Below are 16,508 nucleotides of genomic sequence, written 5' to 3' on the forward strand. Positions count from 1 at the left end.
CCTTTACATGTATATACGTAGGAGGTGGTTGAATTTGACCATTTAGATTGATTGATTTTTATACATAATTTTTCACTGGCGCAAAAGTCTTGCGGTGAATAGGACTTGGACCGTATTTTTCTAGGCCATCTAGGTGTTGTTTAGTCCCGTACCCAGCATTGGCTTCAAAGCCGTAACCTGGATATAAGTCTGCGTATTCTGCCATCAATTTATCCCGGTATTCCTTAGCATAAATGGAGGCTGCTGCAATGGCATAAACCGTCGCGTCGCCCTTGATAATAGCTTCTTGAGGCGTCTTCTTGTAGTCATTCAAATGAACAGCATCGATTAAGACATAATCAGGTGCCGGATTCAATTGATCTAAAGCAGACATCATGGCTTGCTTTGTGGCAATTAAGATGTTGGTTTGATCAATTTCTTGGGCTGTTTGGATCCCGATTGTCTTAGCAATGGCATATTTTTCAATGTCCGCCACCAAGGCTTGGCGTTTTGCATGGGATAACTGTTTGGAATCATTAAAGTAGACAGGAGGCATGTCACTAGGCAAAATAACGGCACTTGTCACAACCGGGCCAGCTAAAGGACCACGTCCAACTTCATCTACCCCAGCTATCAATTGGTAGCCTTGTTGATGCAATTCGTTTTCTCGTGTTTTCAGCTGTTCAATCTGGTCTAAGATGGCTTGTTGCTTAACTATGGCCTTGTCATAGCGTAATAAAGCGTTTTGCACCCCTTTGCGGCTATCTTCTCGTAAGGCCTGTACGTAGACTGGATCAACCTCACTTGAGGCCAAGTAGGCTTGAATTTGGTCGATTTTTAAATTACCTAAGTCAGCGAGGTCAAAGGCTGTCTTTTTCTCCTCAGTCATTTAATCACTTACCTCAATATTTTCTGAAATTTGGTATTCTTCAATCCGGTCTAGGGTCATGCGGCCCAATTTACCGTCTCGATAGTCACGGATAATCTTGTCTGAAGCGCGGTCGTAGTCTTCTAACATGCCCATACGCTTGGTTAAGGCCATCAGTAGGTCAGGATAAGGCGGATGGACGTCTTCGGCATTGATTGGGTAGTGGTTGCTGATGGCATCCGGGTAATGATGTAGGAAGAATTCTAGGGCGAATAAAGCCACATCATCCTTGTAGAAATGGGTGTCTTTAATCCCACCAGTTAGGGCCAATTTGTCAGCTACTTCTTGGTCTTCAAATTTCGGCCATAAAATACCTGGTGTATCCAATAGTTCAAAATCTTTATCTATTTTAATCCATTGTTGGCCTTTAGTAACCCCTGGTTTATTCCCTACTTGGGCTTTCTTTTGCTTGGTAAACTGGTTGATAAAGGTTGATTTACCAACGTTTGGAATCCCGATAACCATTACTCGGATCGACTTGTGTAGAATACCTTTGTTGCGCCATTTGTCTTGGATGTCTTGGGTGAAATCTTTTAGGGCTTGGCGGAAAATTTTCATGTCCCCTAATTTTTTAGAATCCAAAGCAATGGCCAATTTGTTTTCACCGCTCAGAGCTTTGACCCACTCTTTGGTTTGTTGGGGGTCGGCCAAATCTTGTTTATTTAAAACAATCATGTGGCGTTTATTTTTAATGATTTCATCTAACATGGGGTTCATGCTGGCTGTTGGAATACGAGCGTCCCTAATTTCAAGGACGATATCTACAGCGCTCAGTTGACTTTGAACCTCTTTTTTTGCCTTAGCCATATGGCCAGGATACCATTGAATATGTGCCATGGTTAAGCTCCTTTCATGTAAAAAAGTTGGCTAAGTGCGCCAACTTTTTAATGCATATTTGCTACTGTTTTTACATCTCAAATCTATTTTTACTCTATATTTACTTTATTGTACACTACCGAAGTCGGAAAATGGCCAATATCTAAAGTGGGTAGTTCCTTCCACGCTATCAGCATCAATAAAGCCGAAGTATCGTGAGTCATGAGACACTTCACGGTTGTCTCCTAATACGAAGTACATACCTTCTGGGACAGTTGTTTCACCGGTAATTTCTTCAAGCGTGAAGTCATTAGTGAAAGTAGAATCATCTGGGAATCGTTCAAAGTAGTCTTCTTTAATAGAATCTAAATAAGGCTCATCGATTGCTTCGTCGTTGATATATAAAACATCATCTTTGTATTCAATCGTGTCACCTGGAACCCCAATAATCCGTTTCACATACTCGTCGCCAGACCCATCTGGTGCAGGGAAAACGACAATATCTGACTGGTCAATATCATCCGTTAAACTTAGGACAAACCGGTCCCCATCTATCATTGTGTTAGCCATCGAATCGCCGTCTACTCTAAAGGGATAGAAAAAATAAGTTTTAACCACCCAGAAGATAACAAGCGCGATCACAACAGAAATCACAACTGAAAATACTTCATCAAAAAACTTTTTCATAAGGTCAATCCTTTTCACTGGGTTCTATTACCCATTCTTTTAGCATAGTCATTTGTACCTATAGCACCCTACTATTTTAGCGCTTTTGTCCTTATTATTCCAGAACTTCTACTGCTTTGTCTAGTTGGGTGTCATTAGAAGCGATTAATGCTTGGATAGCCGAAATCATGGCACTTGCTGTTTCCGTATCAATCACACCTGTTTCAGCGAGTCCTTGGTCCGCTTGGAAAGCTAGCACAGCGCTAGTTGTATCCTCTGCAAAAACAGCATCCACTTGGCTATCTTGGTAGCCTAAAGCCACTAGAATCGCTTCAATATTTTGAATCGCTTCTGAAACATCGCCCTCTTGGTAAGTTTGGCTCGTATCAATTAAGGTTAGAGATGCATAATCCGGTAAGCTAGCTTCAACATCCGGCGTTACCCCTGTTTCATTGATCCAAGTACCATTTGGTGTTAACCATTTGGCAATAGTAATTTTCAGTTCTGAATCAGATTCAAGGGAGAAGACATTTTGCACGGTCCCCTTACCAAATGTTTGGCTACCAACTACTGGTACACCTGCAGATTCTTGTAGAGCTGCAGCTAGGATTTCTGAAGCTGAAGCAGACCCTTCGTCTACTAATAAGACCACATCTTCATCAACTTGGAAGTCGCCGTAATCAGCGTCTGATGCTTCATATACGTAAGGATCCGCATCTTTTTCTTGGACTTGCATAATGGTATCCCCATCATTTAGGAACATATTGGCGATTTGTAGGGCAGAAGTTAATAAACCACCTGGGTTACTGCGAACGTCTAGGACAAATTTCTCAGCTCCTTGTGATCTTAAATCTTCAATAGCTGCAACCAATTCGTCGTATGTTGGAGTCGAAAAACTAGTAATTTGAACATAACCAGTGTTATCTTGCCCTTCTAACATTTCATAATAAACGGTTTGAATTGGAACGGTATCTCTAGTGACTGTTACGTCAAAAGTATCTTCACCACGTTGAATCTTTAAAACAACATCACTGCCTGCTTCACCGCGGATTAAAGCGACTGCTTCTGTGGCGGTATAACCTTGGATGGATTCACCGTTTACAGCTGTGATGATATCATTAGCCATTAAGCCGGCTTCCTCAGCAGGGGACCCTTTAATTGGGCTGACAATTTGAATGTAGTCGTCTTTTTCCATGATCTCAGCCCCGATACCTTCAAATGACCCTTCGATGGTCTCATCTAATTGTTGAGCTGATTGATCGGTTAAATACTGAGAATATGGGTCTTCAAGGATTTGCGTCATCCCAGAAATAGCCCCGTCAACAACCGCATCCCGGTCCACATCTTCTACGTAGTCTCCCACAATTGTAGAGAAGGCAGCTTGGATTTTTTGGATTTCACTGGTGGTTAGAGCCGTACCTGAGGACCCTGTAATAACACTTTGACCAGGTAAACGGCCAGTTAAGACGTAAGATGTCCCAACAAAAGTTCCCCCACCAACGATAAGGATGGTCAGGATATATACTAGCCAAGAAACCCCGCGTTTTTTAGGTTTTTGGTCATTACCCAGCTCATGTCCGTCTCGACCACTTGAATGGACTTCTTCCTCAGTAACTGCTATTTTATCTGATTCTTCATTGCTATTTTTATTATTTTCTTTGTTTTTTAAATCTTCATTTTCTGACATATGATTCACTACTTTCTGATAGACATGTTGGTTTCAAATATTTACCCAATATTTCCTCCTACACTTGGTATTTATCGGCGTAGGATTGCCAAACTTCATCAAATGTCGATACGTAGTCAGAATAGCGCTGGTTTAATTCAATATAATTGCTAATTGTTTCAAAATCGCTAGCTGATTTCGGAAAATCGCCATCTAAAAAGACCAGCTCAGCAAACTGCGCCTGCTGGTCACTATCTAGTAAATCGGCATTTCTAAATATTTGTACATAATGATAAAAGGACTGCGTAATCATCACTCTTTCTTATTGTTGACTATATTACTGGTTACCTTCCGTCTGTGTCTCGATTTGTTCCTCGATATAGTTCAATGGCACATCCAGTAAGATGTTGATTTCATCGTTAGCTAAGTCAATGTCGCTGGCCCGGATAGCGAAATCCATGTCTTGAGACACTTGGTCCAATCGGATAATAATTTGCTCTTCACCGGATAACACTTGTAGCGGTAAATCTGTAGGTAAGGTCAATTGGAAGATAGCCAATACTGTTGAAGTTGGCAATTGTAAGCCCGCTAATTCAATATTGGTCACATCAATGGCGATATTCCCATCTTCCATGACTGACGGCTGCCCTTGCATGGTATAAGCCACTTTAGTCCCCAAAGCGTCTATCGTACCAGCAAATGACACTTGTTCATCCACCGTTAACTGATAAGGCACATCATCCCCACCGATCACTGCTGATACTAGTCGGTTGAAGGAAACAGTCGACAGGTTGGCTTCTGCTATGATCGTTTCATCACTCACTTCTTCTGTCGTTGCTGGTTCACCCACGCTGGCAGTTTCTTGATCAGCTGTTTGTATATACAGGTATAAAGCAATTACAGGTACCAAAATTGCCAATAGTAATAACCAAAAAGCCCACTTCCAAGGATTTAATGGCCTCTTCGTCTTAGTGTTATTTTGTTTAGCCAAATAACCTACTCCTTCTTCTAGTCCTCGTCCTCTTTTCGGTAGAATACAAATTTGTGTGGGTAGGCATTCTTCTCATCCACCACCCCTTCGATCACCTCGTAAGCTTCAAAGTCATCTAGATTCGGGTCAAAATGGACATCCCCATCAAATTCATGGTTAATTGTTGTCACGCGTAATTCAGAAATATAAGGCCAAAATAGGCGGTAAATAGACTGGCCACCCATAATAATCACATCTTCTTTTTCAGCTAGCGCCAAGATGTTATCGATAGAATCGGTTAATTCAACATCCGTTTGGTCATAGTCTGATTCAAAAGGTGATTTTTGGCGGGTAATAATAATATTGTGACGGTTTGGTAACGGCTTATAATCCAAACCTGCGTATGTCTTACGCCCCATCACAACAGTCTTACCAACTGTTTGTTCTTTAAAGAACTTCAAGTCGTTTGGTAAGTGCCAAGGTAGTTTGCCACCTTTTCCAATTAAATGGTTGATATCTTGTGCCCAGATTGCAATTAACATAGTAATTCCTCCTTATCAACTTGTGACAGAAATAGGTCTTGATTGTTATCTATTATTATACCGCTACTGGTGCCTTAATTGCATCATGTGCTTTATAACCTTTAACTTTAATATCATCTTTTTCTAGATCAAAGATGGATTTACCTTCGCCACCAATTTCTAAAGTTGGTAGGTCAAGTGGTTGACGACTTAATTGTTCATTAACTTGGTCAAAATGGTTGTTGTAAATATGCGCATCGCCAAAGGTATGAACATAGTCACCAACCTCTAATCCTGCCTCACGTGCCAATAAATGTGTCAATAAAGCATAAGAGGCGATATTAAATGGTACACCCAGAAAGGCATCGCCAGAACGTTGGTAGAGTTGGCAAGATAACTTACCATCTTGAACGTAGAATTGACTCATTGTATGACAAGGTGGTAAAGCCATATCTGGCACATCTTCTGGGTTCCAAGCTGAAAGGATAATCCGACGTGAATCTGGGTTATATTTCAATTGGTCGATAATATTAGCAATTTGATCAATGGCATCACCCTCACGTGTCTTCCAATGACGCCATTGTTTACCGTAAACATTCCCTAATTCACCAAATTCTTTAGCGAAATCATCATCTTCTAAGACGCGTTGGCAAAATTCTTGTTTCACTTCTTGATAGATCTTTTTAAATTCTGGGTCAGCGTCAGCTCGTAAACCAAAGTCCGTCATATCTGGTCCTTGATAAGCATCAGATTCAACCCAACGCTTAAAGGCCCATTCATCCCAGATATGATTGTTATTTTCTAATAAATAGCGGATATTGGTATCCCCTTTTAGGAACCATAACAATTCACTCTTGATTAAACCAAAAGGTACTTTTTTAGTCGTTAATAAAGGAAATCCTTCGCTTAAATCAAAGCGCATTTGGTAACCAAAAACTGATCTGGTACCTACACCCGTGCGGTCGCTCTTATCTTGTCCATTATCTAAAATGTGTTGTAGAAAATCTAAGTATTGCTTTGCCAAACTCATTGCCCCCTAATTTAATTTGAATCAACTTCTTGTTTTTTTATTTCATCATAAATTTTCTGATACTAATTTTCTAATGTAGATAGGTATTCCCAGTAGCTCATTTTTTCAAGCAAATCATTTTCTTTGCTATCTTTCTCTAATTGCAATTCGGATAGTTTGCCGTAATCATTTCCGTTTTCGTTCATTGCCTGGTCAATGTCTTCAATATCCATTTCTAATTGTTCAATTTCACTCTCAATAACGGCCCAATCTTTCTTCTCTTGCCAAGACATTCGCTTAGCTTTTGGTGACTCTTCTGTCACTGACTCAGTAGCTTGGTTGTTTGGCTTACTTTGACTGGACACTTTTTGCGATTGACTGGGTTGATTTTTTGCTTGTTTCATTGCGTCTCTATAGTCATGGTAGTTACCATAGAATAATTGTACTGTATTGTCCAAGCTGTCCACAATGATAAGCTTCTCAACCACCTTGTCTAGGAAATACCGATCATGGGAAACGGTAATCACAGCTCCTTGGAAGGTCTCTAGGTAGTCTTCTAAGACAGATAAGGTATCAATATCTAAATCGTTTGTCGGTTCGTCTAAAAGTAAGACATTGGGTCTAGTCATCAATATCTTCAATAGGTACAGTCGTTTTCTTTCCCCACCTGATAGCGTGCCAATTAACATGCCATGCGATTCACGGGGGAACAAGAATTGCTCTAGCATTTGCGCTGCAGATGCTTGGCTCCCGTCATCATAAACGTACTCAGAAGCGATTTCCTGCACGTAGTTGATCACCCGTTTGTCTTCTGGTAGGTCAGTAGGGATTTGTTGGAAGTAGGCGATACGGACCGTTTCACCCATTTTTACTTCACCTGAAAGTGGCGCTTGTATGCCAGCAATGGTGTTTAGGAAGGTCGTTTTACCAGCCCCATTATCCCCGATTATCCCGATACGCTCTTTATTCTGTAATAATAGATTGATATTGGTGATTAAGGGCTTATTTGGGTAACCTACCGTTAAGTTATCGAATTCAAGGACTTTATTACCCAACCGTTGAGTATCCAAGTCCACTGTCAATTCGCTATCATCTGTTGTTTGGCTTACTTTTTCTTTCAAGTTTTCAAACCGGTGAATGCGGGCTTGTTGTTTAGTGGTTCTAGCTTTAGCCCCTTTACGCATCCAAGCCAACTCACTCTTGTACAATTTCTTTTGTTTTGCCATAGTTGCTGCTTCAATTTCATGCTCAGACTGCAATTTTTCCAAATAAATTTGGTAATTACCCTCGTATTGCTTCAAGTCACCCCGGTCCAAAGCAAAGATATGTGTCGTGATTTGGTCTAAGAAGTACCGGTCATGGGTTACAACTAGGACTGATTTCTTGTAATTAGCAATGTAGTTTTCTAACCATTCCACCATTTCAAAATCCAAGTGGTTGGTAGGCTCGTCCATCAGTAACAAATCCGGTTCTTCAATCAAAACTTTAGCCAAACCGACCCGTTTCCGTTGGCCCCCAGACAAGACTTTCACTTCTTGGGTTAGGTCATGAATACCCAATTTAGATAAGATCGTTTGGATTGTCGTATCCAAAGTCCAAGCGTTTTGCGCATTCATTTCTTGCTCAATCTGCTGAAATTTCTTTTGTAATTGGCTATTTTCTGGATCTAATTGCAAGTCTAAGGTAATTTCTTCATACCGACCAACTAATTGGACGATAGGACTTTCAGAGTGATAAACAGCCTCAAAAATCGTTTGGCTTTCATCTAGCTCTGGATCTTGAGTGACAATGCCCACTGTAAAATCTTTTGGATGTTCGATCTGCCCTTGATCTAGGCTAGATTTCCCCGCAATAATATTTAATAAGGTGGTCTTACCTGAACCATTGGCCCCAACCAAACCAACGTGTTGCCCTTCTCTAATTAAAAAGGAAACATCATTTAATAGTTGTTTCATGCCATATGTTTTTGACCAATTTAACGCTTTATAATCTTTCATATATAACCTAGTCCTCTCCGTTCATTCTGTTTTATTTTACCATATAACAAGGGTATTCAGAATGCTTTAGCAATTCTTATCTTTAAGGCTGATAAATAATGACTATCATTTTCCAAAATTGCAATAATCCGGTATAATAAACCAATTAATTCCTATTGGAGGTGACCACTCATGAATAACAAACGTCGTGTCTATGTATACAACGGGTCCTCAGGTTTAGGCTGTCTCGGTCTGATTCTGGTATTAGCCCTAATCATTTTCCTATTCATATTCTTCACGAAATTATTTATCCAACTCTTCCCGACATTATTATTGATTCTGTCAATCATCTTACTAGTCCGCAGTATTTATAACTTATGGCAATGGCGGAAAAAGGACAAGCATGCACAAGCTGGCGGCTTTATCGAAGTTGATGGCGTCATCGAACCCATCGAAGCGCCAGATAATCAAGCAAAAGACTACCATACACAAAGAATTTTCACATCAATTGCCGGTATCATCATAGCCCTATTACTAATGAAATACCTATAGTATGGAGGCATTAGAATGCAAAATAAAGATATATCCACTAACACTGAAGAATACCAGTCCCAAATATAAGCGTAAAATTGAAAGAAACCATCCGAAAGATTACTTATGTGGTCATTGCCTTGCTAGCCCTTGTTTTATTCGCTGGCTACTGGCTACTCTGGTTTGGTTCTGCCGAATCACTTAAAAACTTCGCCCTCAATATGGGCTGGACCGGATTCCTTCTAAATAACATTGTCGCTGTTATTCCATGTAACTTACCCGGTTTAGTCATGTTCTAGCCTACGGACCAGTTGCTGGCTTTGCCGCATCCGTGACCTTTCTTATCATCGGGTCCATCCTATGCTTTTTAATCTTTAGGCATTACGGCGACCTATTCGTCCAAGCTTTTATTCCTGAGCGAGTTTACCAAAAATCTGTTCTGTCCTTCTCTAAACCACTGCCTACATTCATCTATTTTGCAGGTGCTACAGGTTTGGGAAATGTCTTGATTAATTGGCTACCTACTATAATGTAGTTGAAATCTTTCAAAATAAACCTTAAAAAACGTTCGTGAAAATCTCACGAACGTTTTTTATATTACTTGTTATTTATTTAAAATTTGCATGAATTGTTGACCGGTAATGGTTTCTTCCTGAATTAAGTATTCAGACAGCTCGTCCAATTTTTCGCGGTTATTCATCAAGATTTCGCCGGCTTCTTGATGGGCACGTTTGATCAATTCAATGACTTCTTGATCTGCTTTTTCAGCGGTACCACCGGATACCTGACTCTGTGTATTGTCAGACAAGTAACGGTTGGTACGACTTTCCAATTGCATCATGCCGAAAGTATCCGACATCCCGTATTGAGTGACCATAGAACGGGCAATTTTCGTCATTTTTTCAATATCATTTGAAGCCCCGGTAGTGATTTCACCAAAGACCACTTCTTCAGCGGCACGTCCCCCTGCAAGGGTCATCAATTGATTGTACAACTCTTGTTTGGTGTAAAGTGATTTCTCTCCCGTTTCAACCTGCATGGTATACCCAAGGGCACCTGACGTACGCGGTATAATCGTAATCTTCTCAACTGGCGCTGAACCAGATTGTTGGGCCGCAACAAGGGCGTGACCAATTTCGTGGTAAGAAACGACGCGACGTTCTTCTGGCGATAAGATATCGTTCTTCTTGATTTGACCAGCTAAGACAACATCTACCGATTCATCCAAGTCAATTTGGCTAATTTCCTTGTGCTTGTTACGAACGGCACGCAGCCCCGCTTCGTTAATGATATTGGCAAGGTCCGCTCCGGATGCCCCGGCAGTCGCACGGGCGATGTAACGGTAATCGATATTTTGACCCATCTTATATTCTTTAGCGTGGACACGAAGAATTTCTTCACGGCCTTTTAAGTCGGGCAATTCCATAGACACTTGACGGTCAAAACGGCCAGGACGTAACAAGGCTTTATCTAATGATTCAGGGCGGTTAGTTGCAGCTAGGATGATAACACCCTTGTCGCCTTCGAACCCATCCATTTCAGTAAGCAACTGGTTTAAAGTCTGCTCACGTTCGTCATTGGTTGAATAAGAATTATCACGAGATTTACCAATAGTATCAATCTCATCAATGAATACGATACATGGCGCTTTATCGTTGGCTTGTTTAAAGAGGTCACGCACTTTAGCTGCCCCTCGTCCAACAAACATCTCAACAAATTCAGAACCTGCGATAGAGAAGAATGGGACACCAGCTTCACCAGCAACGGCTTTGGCCATCAAAGTTTTACCTGTCCCAGGAGGACCTACTAGTAAGACACCACGCGGTGCTTGGGCACCAATTTCTTGGTATTTCTTCGGTTCCTTCAAGTAATCTACCACTTCAACCAAAGACTCTTTGGCTTCATCTTGACCAGCCACATCTTTAAAGTTTCGTGAATTATCTGATTTCACATAAATTTTGGCATCTGATTTACCAAAGTTCATGCCACCAAAGCCACCACCACCTGAAAGGTCAATCTTAGAATCAGAACTACCTGTCATCTTCTGCATTAGTTTACGCATTAACCAATAAATCACAGCAAACGGTAAAATAAAGGTCAGTAAGAATGAGATAAATGGTGACGTTGGTTGATAGATTTCCGTTTGGTAAGTCACATTGTTCGATTCCAAACGGTTAACTAAATCAGGATCATCCACCTTACCAGTGGTATATACTTGCGTTTCGCCGTCCGTTTCAGCGGTCCAAGTTAAATCATATTGATTAATTTCAACACTTTCTACCTGGCCAGCATCTACTTGGCTCACAAATGAAGAATAAGGAACTTCTTCTACCTGCATCCCAGTAATGGCTGGGAATAATAAATTCAAACCAAGGATTACCAATATTATCCACCAGAAGGCATTCATAAAGTTGAAATAACCACCACCATTAGGTGAGTTCCCAAAATTAAACCCTTTCTTCCGATTTTTATTCTGTTTTCTATTTTTGCTCATATATTCACTCCTACTCATTTTGTCAAAAATATATAAGTTATTTAGACCTGACATCCTTGTCAGATTCTACACTCCTTAACTACAAATATATTATAACGCATACAAAGTCAGGTTTGGTCAAAGTATACTTGCTTTCACAAAAAAAGCCATATTCATGGCTTTTCTTCACAAAATATTCACAATTGGACTGACGCTTTATTTGATAAAATCTTGGTATAAACGGGATTCTTGAATCCCTTGGTTATTAGCATATTTTCCAGAAGAGTATAAATCATATTCACCGTTAATTGTATGATAGTAGATCTGACAAATTTCAACATTTGGATAGATGCGGATTGGCTGTAAACAGTGCATTTCTAAGGTCCAGTAACCAGAGAAACCAACATCCCCGAAACCAGCCGTTACATGGATATATAAACCTAATCGACCGATTGAAGAACGGCCTTCAAGCATGGGTACATATTTATCCGTTTCAGTATATTCTACTGTCCGGCCTAAATACAATTTGCCTGGTTCTAATAAATAACCCTCTTCAGGAATTTGAATCGATTTTAAGGTTGGTTTTTTCTTCATATCCAACACATCATCTTCGTAATAAGCCAATTCATTTGAGAGTCTCAAGTTATAAGAATTGGGATTAACCTGACTTTCATTAAATGGCGTTATTTTAATGCCAGTTCCTTGCTCCTCAGCAATTTTCTTCCCTGATAAAATCATACACTCACCCTTTGTTCACTATTTTATTTCATTATACCCTTAATTTGGCAAAAAGAAAGACGGTTTCGATCTGGTGATTTCTAAGAAGATGAGCCGTGCATGCAAAAACCGGAAGCTATTCACTTCCGGCTAACAACATTTATTATTTTAAATAGGCTTTGATAGCATCTTTGAATAAAACGATTTTTCCTAAATAGTCTTCAACACATACATATTCGTTTAATTGATGGGTAATTTTTCTTCACCAACTGTACCAAGGACTCGGATGCTACCATTTGTTGGGTTTCAATATCATATCTTGCAAACAGGTCAGATAGGTAATTAGCCACTTCTTTCTCATTGGCATTGACATTGACCAATTTAATTTTCACAATATCTTGCAAGAGTTGAATTCGTTGTTCTTTTTCCAAAATAAAACTCCCTAAGTTTTTATCACATATATCATATGAATCTAATCCTTGTCAAAGACTATTCAGACCGTATACAGGTGAATCATTTAGGGGGAAATGGTAATTTAGTTAGTCAGAAATAACGAGTAAAGATTTAATGGCACGGCGTTCGTCCATTGCTGCATAAGCTTCTTGCACGTCATCTAAATCAAAGGACATGTTGAATACCTTACCTGGATTGATGCGCCCATCAAGAACTGCATCTAATAAGACTGCACGGTCATGGGTTGTCACAGCTGCACGGCCACCACGAAGGCCGATGTTTTTCCAGAATAATTTATTGGTATCTAATTCATCGATATGTGGCACACCAACCCGGCCAACGACGGCACCTGGACGCGCCAATTGAACGGCAGTTTCAACGGCTAATTGTGAACCGACACACTCTAAAACAGCGTCAGCACCTTCGCCAGTCAATTCCATGATTCGGTTGATCCCTTCGTCTCCACGCTCAGCAACAATGTCAGTTGCCCCAAATTCAAGGGCTAAATCTTGGCGGTCTTTGTGACGACTCATGATAATAATGCGTTCAGCGCCTAATAATTTAGCCCCGATAACACCACACAAACCAACTGCCCCGTCACCCACAACGACTACTGTATCGCCAGCTTTCACTTCAGCAGTGACAGCGGCATGATAACCGGTAGCCATAACGTCTGCCAAGGTGGTAAATGACTTCAACATATCTGCAGAATAGTCACTAGGTTGGCCAGGAATTTTCACAAGCCCCCAGTCTCCTGATACATAACGTAGGTATTCAGCTTGGAAACCTAAGGCGCCACCAGTGAAAGTCGTGCAATCGCCGTCAAATCCTGCCTTACATGCAGCGCAGTGGCCACAGCCATTGGTAAATGGTACGATAACAAAGTCACCTACTTGGACATTTTTAACTGCTTCCCCAACTTCTTCGACAATTCCAATCGCTTCGTGACCTGTTTGCGAGCCTGAAGCCTTATCATTAATACCTCGGTACCACCATAAGTCGGATCCACAAACACATGCACGAACAACGCGGATAATGGCATCGTGTGGTGCTTGAATTTGCGGTCGATCCATGTTAGTGACGGTCATATTTCCTGGTTCATTAAAAATTGCTGCTTTCATATTATTACGCCCTTTCTGATTTTACAATGTTCTTTATCAAAATGATTTCGTTTGATTATTCGCTATATCAACTGCCATAATGAAAAGTTTCTGTTACCACGCCGTCAATCAAGAATTCTGATCCGGTAATAAAGGCGCCATCACTACTCATTAAGATTGACGCTAGTTTAGCCACTTCTTCTAGCAAAACGGCTATCCCATACAAATCTACCTTGAGAATGGTTTTAATGAATCCTTGATTTGGGGACACACTTGCTGCATTAATCAACAGGTCAATTTCACCGTAGGATTGCCCTTTTTCAATAAAAGTGGCGATTGAATCCTTATCCGCTTTACCAATTTCAGTGGCTACAATATCATATCCAGCCCCCTTCAAAGTATCCGCAATCGCGATGACATTGTCAATTTTTTTGTCACCAATTAGAATCTTATAGTTAAAACCTACACGACCGGCAATGGCCATCCCTAACTGACCAGCGCCAACTAACAATAGTACATCTTTCATTTTAAAAACCCTAACAAAAACTGTGATTATTGCGTCACGAGATTAGGTTTAATCTATGTATTAAGAAGTAATTATAGAAAGTAGCCAGCTAATTTTCATAGAAAAACTGTAGCATCAATCTCACATGTCTGATGCCACAGTCTATTATTCACCGCTTGGCTATATATTCGTGTGTAAATTGAGTAACTTCATCATTATTCTTCTGTATCCACCATTCTATTCATGAACCATTCTACTTGTTGCGGGTCATCATGATCAAAGAAGGCAGATTCTTTCATGTCTAAAGCTGTGATTTTTTCTACATCTTCTGATGAAAGTTCAAAATCAAAAATATCTATATTCTCTGCCATCCGTTCAGGGCGAACTGATTTGGCTAAGGCCACTATCCCCCTTTGAATTAACCAGCGAAGAACCACTTGTCCAATTGATTTTCCATATTGTCTACCAATTTCAGCTAATATAGGATTAGTAAATAGATCATGACGACCTTCTGCAAATGGTGCCCATGCTTCAACTTGAACGCCATATTTTTCATGCCATTCTTGATCTTCAATTCGTTGATTCCATGGATTCACTTCGATTTGATTGATTTGAGGTGTTACTTCATTTAAGCCAACAAATTCAATCATTTTTGAAGATTTAAAATTTGAAATTCCAATAGCACGTAATTTACCAGACTTTTGACCAGCTACTAATGCACGCCAAGCACCGTATATTTCACCATATGGTTGGTGAATCAAATATAGGTCTAGATACTCTAATCCCATTACATTAAGAGATTGTTCAATCGTTTCAGCCGCCTTTTCTTCGGGGGCTTGAAGAATAAATAATTTGGAAGTTACAAAAAGGTCCTCTCTCCTAACCAACCCTTCGTCGATTGCTCGTTTGATGCCTTGACCTGTTTCTCTTTCATTACCATAAATAGTTGCAGTATCGATTAAACGATAACCAACTTTTATTGCTTGATAAACAGCTTCTGCTGTTTCCTCTAAGGGAATTTGATAGACCCCAAATCCTAGTTGTGGTATTTCTACACCATTATTTAAAGTGATTGTTTGCATTTCACGTTCCTCCTCAAATTTTCTTTACATCTTGTATCCTAAACCTTGAAGTGAAGTCCATAGCAAGTAAAACATTCTACTTTTTACGTTCCCAAATTTTTTCAACTTTATCAGCAGTTATTTCTCCGGATTTAAATTTTGCGATGTGGTCATCATAAGTATCGATTTTATATACGAGTAAATCTCTAACCTCTTTCATTTCTGCCAATTTGGCATCTAATTCTCCTAACTGATCGGCTAATATTTGTTTCTGAGCAAATTCGACATTTTCTGTTTTACGCAACTGGGCCAACTGGGCAAATTCGATTAATGATTCAATCGACAAGCCAGCAGTTCGCAAACTTTTTGCTAGAAAAATCCAATTTAAATCATTGGTTGTAAAATCTCGATAACCACTCTCATTACGGTGAACGGGTGGTATAACACCAACACGTTCGTAGTATCTTAAAGTATCTACAGTTAAATCAAACATTTCCGCAGCTTTTTTTATATTCACTTCTATTCACCCCTATTCATTATTTTTTTATTTCTAATGTTAATATACTGGACGGTCTCCCCCGTGAATATCTGGATCAGGAATACCTGCACTGTCGTATGATAGGAAACTTGAATCAGCGATAATTTGTAAAACTACACCTGTCATACTTTTTCATGAACCAGATACACCAAGATAGGGTTTTTTATGGGTAATTACGTATTTAATTCCTCGGTCATTTAACCAAGGTAATCTAAGGGTTGTATAATTTATATCAGACCTCACCATGATTTCATCGGAAATTAACGCCGATGGCAAACCATTGCTAATCATTACTTTATTCTAGCGTCCATATTCACCAGGCACTTCATCGTAAATACCCAAGACGTTGGTATAGACTAAACGGTCCACGCCTGCTGCTTGGATATCAACTGGACTATCTAAACTATCTCAATTAATGTGACATGGTCATTATTGGCATAGTGACTTAATCGGGATTTATTCCGTAAAAAAAAGGTAAATGAAATTTGGAAAATGATTCCCTACGATAATACACGTTCTTCAATGAATTGAGCAATTTGACCATTGGCTACCATAATTAATACTTTCTTAGTCATTTTTCTACCTCCAAATTTTTCATC

The 16,508-nt window shown here is 39.9% G+C and carries 18 protein-coding genes and 1 pseudogene; 2 read left to right on the plus strand and 17 right to left on the minus strand.

Annotated features, from left to right (window positions below; all coding sequences use genetic code 11):
* Window positions 1–58 precede the first annotated feature (58 nt).
* From AC973_RS03505 to AC973_RS03545, 9 genes are all read right to left on the minus strand, one after another.
* Entirely contained in the window at window positions 59–868 is an 810-nt protein-coding gene (locus AC973_RS03505; RefSeq protein ID WP_082148226.1) for a ribonuclease HII, read from the minus strand.
* Window positions 869–1,744, minus strand: a complete 876-nt coding sequence (gene ylqF / locus AC973_RS03510) for a ribosome biogenesis GTPase YlqF (RefSeq protein WP_026466079.1) — start codon at window positions 1,742–1,744, stop codon at window positions 869–871.
* A gap of 105 nt (window positions 1,745–1,849) precedes the next feature.
* On the minus strand, window positions 1,850–2,410 hold the full coding sequence (gene lepB, locus AC973_RS03515) for a signal peptidase I (RefSeq protein ID WP_048727376.1): 561 nt from the start codon (window positions 2,408–2,410) through the stop codon (window positions 1,850–1,852).
* A gap of 94 nt (window positions 2,411–2,504) precedes the next feature.
* Window positions 2,505–4,076, minus strand: a complete 1,572-nt coding sequence (locus tag AC973_RS03520; protein WP_048727379.1) for a S41 family peptidase — start codon at window positions 4,074–4,076, stop codon at window positions 2,505–2,507.
* Between the two features lie 58 nt (window positions 4,077–4,134).
* Window positions 4,135–4,368, minus strand: a complete 234-nt coding sequence (locus AC973_RS03525) for a YozE family protein (protein WP_016897095.1) — start codon at window positions 4,366–4,368, stop codon at window positions 4,135–4,137.
* Window positions 4,369–4,392: 24 nt separating this feature from the next.
* Entirely contained in the window at window positions 4,393–5,046 is a 654-nt protein-coding gene (locus tag AC973_RS03530) for a YpmS family protein (RefSeq protein WP_048727382.1), read from the minus strand.
* 17 nt (window positions 5,047–5,063) lie between these two features.
* Window positions 5,064–5,567, minus strand: coding sequence for a dihydrofolate reductase (locus AC973_RS03535; protein WP_048727384.1), 504 nt, complete (start codon window positions 5,565–5,567; stop codon window positions 5,064–5,066).
* Between the two features lie 55 nt (window positions 5,568–5,622).
* Window positions 5,623–6,576 carry a thymidylate synthase gene (locus tag AC973_RS03540; protein ID WP_048727386.1) on the minus strand — a complete coding sequence of 318 codons (954 nt, stop codon included), beginning with the start codon at window positions 6,574–6,576 and terminating at the stop codon, window positions 5,623–5,625.
* A 62-nt stretch (window positions 6,577–6,638) separates the two neighbouring features.
* Entirely contained in the window at window positions 6,639–8,552 is a 1,914-nt protein-coding gene (locus tag AC973_RS03545) for an ABC-F family ATP-binding cassette domain-containing protein (protein ID WP_048727389.1), read from the minus strand.
* 171 nt (window positions 8,553–8,723) lie between these two features.
* On the opposite strand from AC973_RS03545, the gene AC973_RS03550 reads away from it, so the two are divergent.
* The gene (locus AC973_RS03550; RefSeq protein WP_048727392.1) at window positions 8,724–9,083 is read left to right on the plus strand and encodes a hypothetical protein; all 360 of its coding nucleotides are present in this window, start codon (window positions 8,724–8,726) and stop codon (window positions 9,081–9,083) included.
* 77 nt (window positions 9,084–9,160) lie between these two features.
* Window positions 9,161–9,361, plus strand: coding sequence for a hypothetical protein (locus AC973_RS09890; protein WP_154836827.1), 201 nt, complete (start codon window positions 9,161–9,163; stop codon window positions 9,359–9,361).
* Between the two features lie 305 nt (window positions 9,362–9,666).
* Here AC973_RS09890 and ftsH read toward each other — a convergent pair whose 3' ends face one another.
* The 8 genes and pseudogenes from ftsH to AC973_RS09620 all read right to left on the minus strand — a co-directional run bounded on the left by ftsH (window position 9,667) and on the right by AC973_RS09620 (window position 16,406).
* A complete protein-coding gene (ftsH, locus tag AC973_RS03555) occupies window positions 9,667–11,556 on the minus strand; it encodes an ATP-dependent zinc metalloprotease FtsH (protein ID WP_225968925.1) in 1,890 nt (629 codons plus the stop codon).
* Between the two features lie 195 nt (window positions 11,557–11,751).
* A complete protein-coding gene (gene dcd / locus AC973_RS03560) occupies window positions 11,752–12,273 on the minus strand; it encodes a dCTP deaminase (protein ID WP_026466087.1) in 522 nt (173 codons plus the stop codon).
* Window positions 12,274–12,473: 200 nt separating this feature from the next.
* Window positions 12,474–12,683: a hypothetical protein gene (locus tag AC973_RS03565; protein WP_048727397.1), complete on the minus strand. Its 210-nt coding sequence runs from the start codon at window positions 12,681–12,683 to the stop codon at window positions 12,474–12,476.
* Between the two features lie 108 nt (window positions 12,684–12,791).
* A complete protein-coding gene (locus tag AC973_RS03570; protein ID WP_048727399.1) occupies window positions 12,792–13,826 on the minus strand; it encodes a zinc-binding dehydrogenase in 1,035 nt (344 codons plus the stop codon).
* A gap of 67 nt (window positions 13,827–13,893) precedes the next feature.
* Window positions 13,894–14,331: a hypothetical protein gene (locus tag AC973_RS03575; RefSeq protein WP_053083816.1), complete on the minus strand. Its 438-nt coding sequence runs from the start codon at window positions 14,329–14,331 to the stop codon at window positions 13,894–13,896.
* Between the two features lie 194 nt (window positions 14,332–14,525).
* Window positions 14,526–15,392 (minus strand): aldo/keto reductase, encoded by an 867-nt coding sequence (locus AC973_RS03580; RefSeq protein WP_048727403.1) that lies wholly within the window; start codon window positions 15,390–15,392, stop codon window positions 14,526–14,528.
* Window positions 15,393–15,468: 76 nt separating this feature from the next.
* A complete protein-coding gene (locus tag AC973_RS03585; RefSeq protein ID WP_048727406.1) occupies window positions 15,469–15,888 on the minus strand; it encodes a MerR family transcriptional regulator in 420 nt (139 codons plus the stop codon).
* Window positions 15,889–15,927: 39 nt separating this feature from the next.
* A pseudogene (locus AC973_RS09620) lies at window positions 15,928–16,406 on the minus strand (NAD(P)H-binding protein).
* Window positions 16,407–16,508: the final 102 nt, after the last annotated feature.

This window comes from Carnobacterium sp. 1290_CSPC, assembly GCF_001053265.1.
GTDB lineage: Bacteria > Bacillota > Bacilli > Lactobacillales > Aerococcaceae > Aerococcus > Aerococcus urinaeequi.

Coding starts and splice junctions, on each gene's coding strand:
- AC973_RS03505 (WP_082148226.1), bottom strand. CDS start 868: ATGACTGAGGAGAAAAAGACAGCCTTTGACCTCGCTGACTTAGGTAAT.
- ylqF (WP_026466079.1), bottom strand. CDS start 1,744: ATGGCACATATTCAATGGTATCCTGGCCATATGGCTAAGGCAAAAAAA.
- lepB (WP_048727376.1), bottom strand. CDS start 2,410: ATGAAAAAGTTTTTTGATGAAGTATTTTCAGTTGTGATTTCTGTTGTG.
- AC973_RS03520 (WP_048727379.1), bottom strand. CDS start 4,076: ATGTCAGAAAATGAAGATTTAAAAAACAAAGAAAATAATAAAAATAGC.
- AC973_RS03525 (WP_016897095.1), bottom strand. CDS start 4,368: ATGATTACGCAGTCCTTTTATCATTATGTACAAATATTTAGAAATGCC.
- AC973_RS03535 (WP_048727384.1), bottom strand. CDS start 5,567: ATGTTAATTGCAATCTGGGCACAAGATATCAACCATTTAATTGGAAAA.
- AC973_RS03540 (WP_048727386.1), bottom strand. CDS start 6,576: ATGAGTTTGGCAAAGCAATACTTAGATTTTCTACAACACATTTTAGAT.
- AC973_RS03545 (WP_048727389.1), bottom strand. CDS start 8,552: ATGAAAGATTATAAAGCGTTAAATTGGTCAAAAACATATGGCATGAAA.
- AC973_RS03550 (WP_048727392.1), top strand. CDS start 8,724: ATGAATAACAAACGTCGTGTCTATGTATACAACGGGTCCTCAGGTTTA.
- ftsH (WP_225968925.1), bottom strand. CDS start 11,556: ATGAGCAAAAATAGAAAACAGAATAAAAATCGGAAGAAAGGGTTTAAT.
- dcd (WP_026466087.1), bottom strand. CDS start 12,273: ATGATTTTATCAGGGAAGAAAATTGCTGAGGAGCAAGGAACTGGCATT.
- AC973_RS03570 (WP_048727399.1), bottom strand. CDS start 13,826: ATGAAAGCAGCAATTTTTAATGAACCAGGAAATATGACCGTCACTAAC.
- AC973_RS03575 (WP_053083816.1), bottom strand. CDS start 14,331: ATGAAAGATGTACTATTGTTAGTTGGCGCTGGTCAGTTAGGGATGGCC.
- AC973_RS03580 (WP_048727403.1), bottom strand. CDS start 15,392: ATGCAAACAATCACTTTAAATAATGGTGTAGAAATACCACAACTAGGA.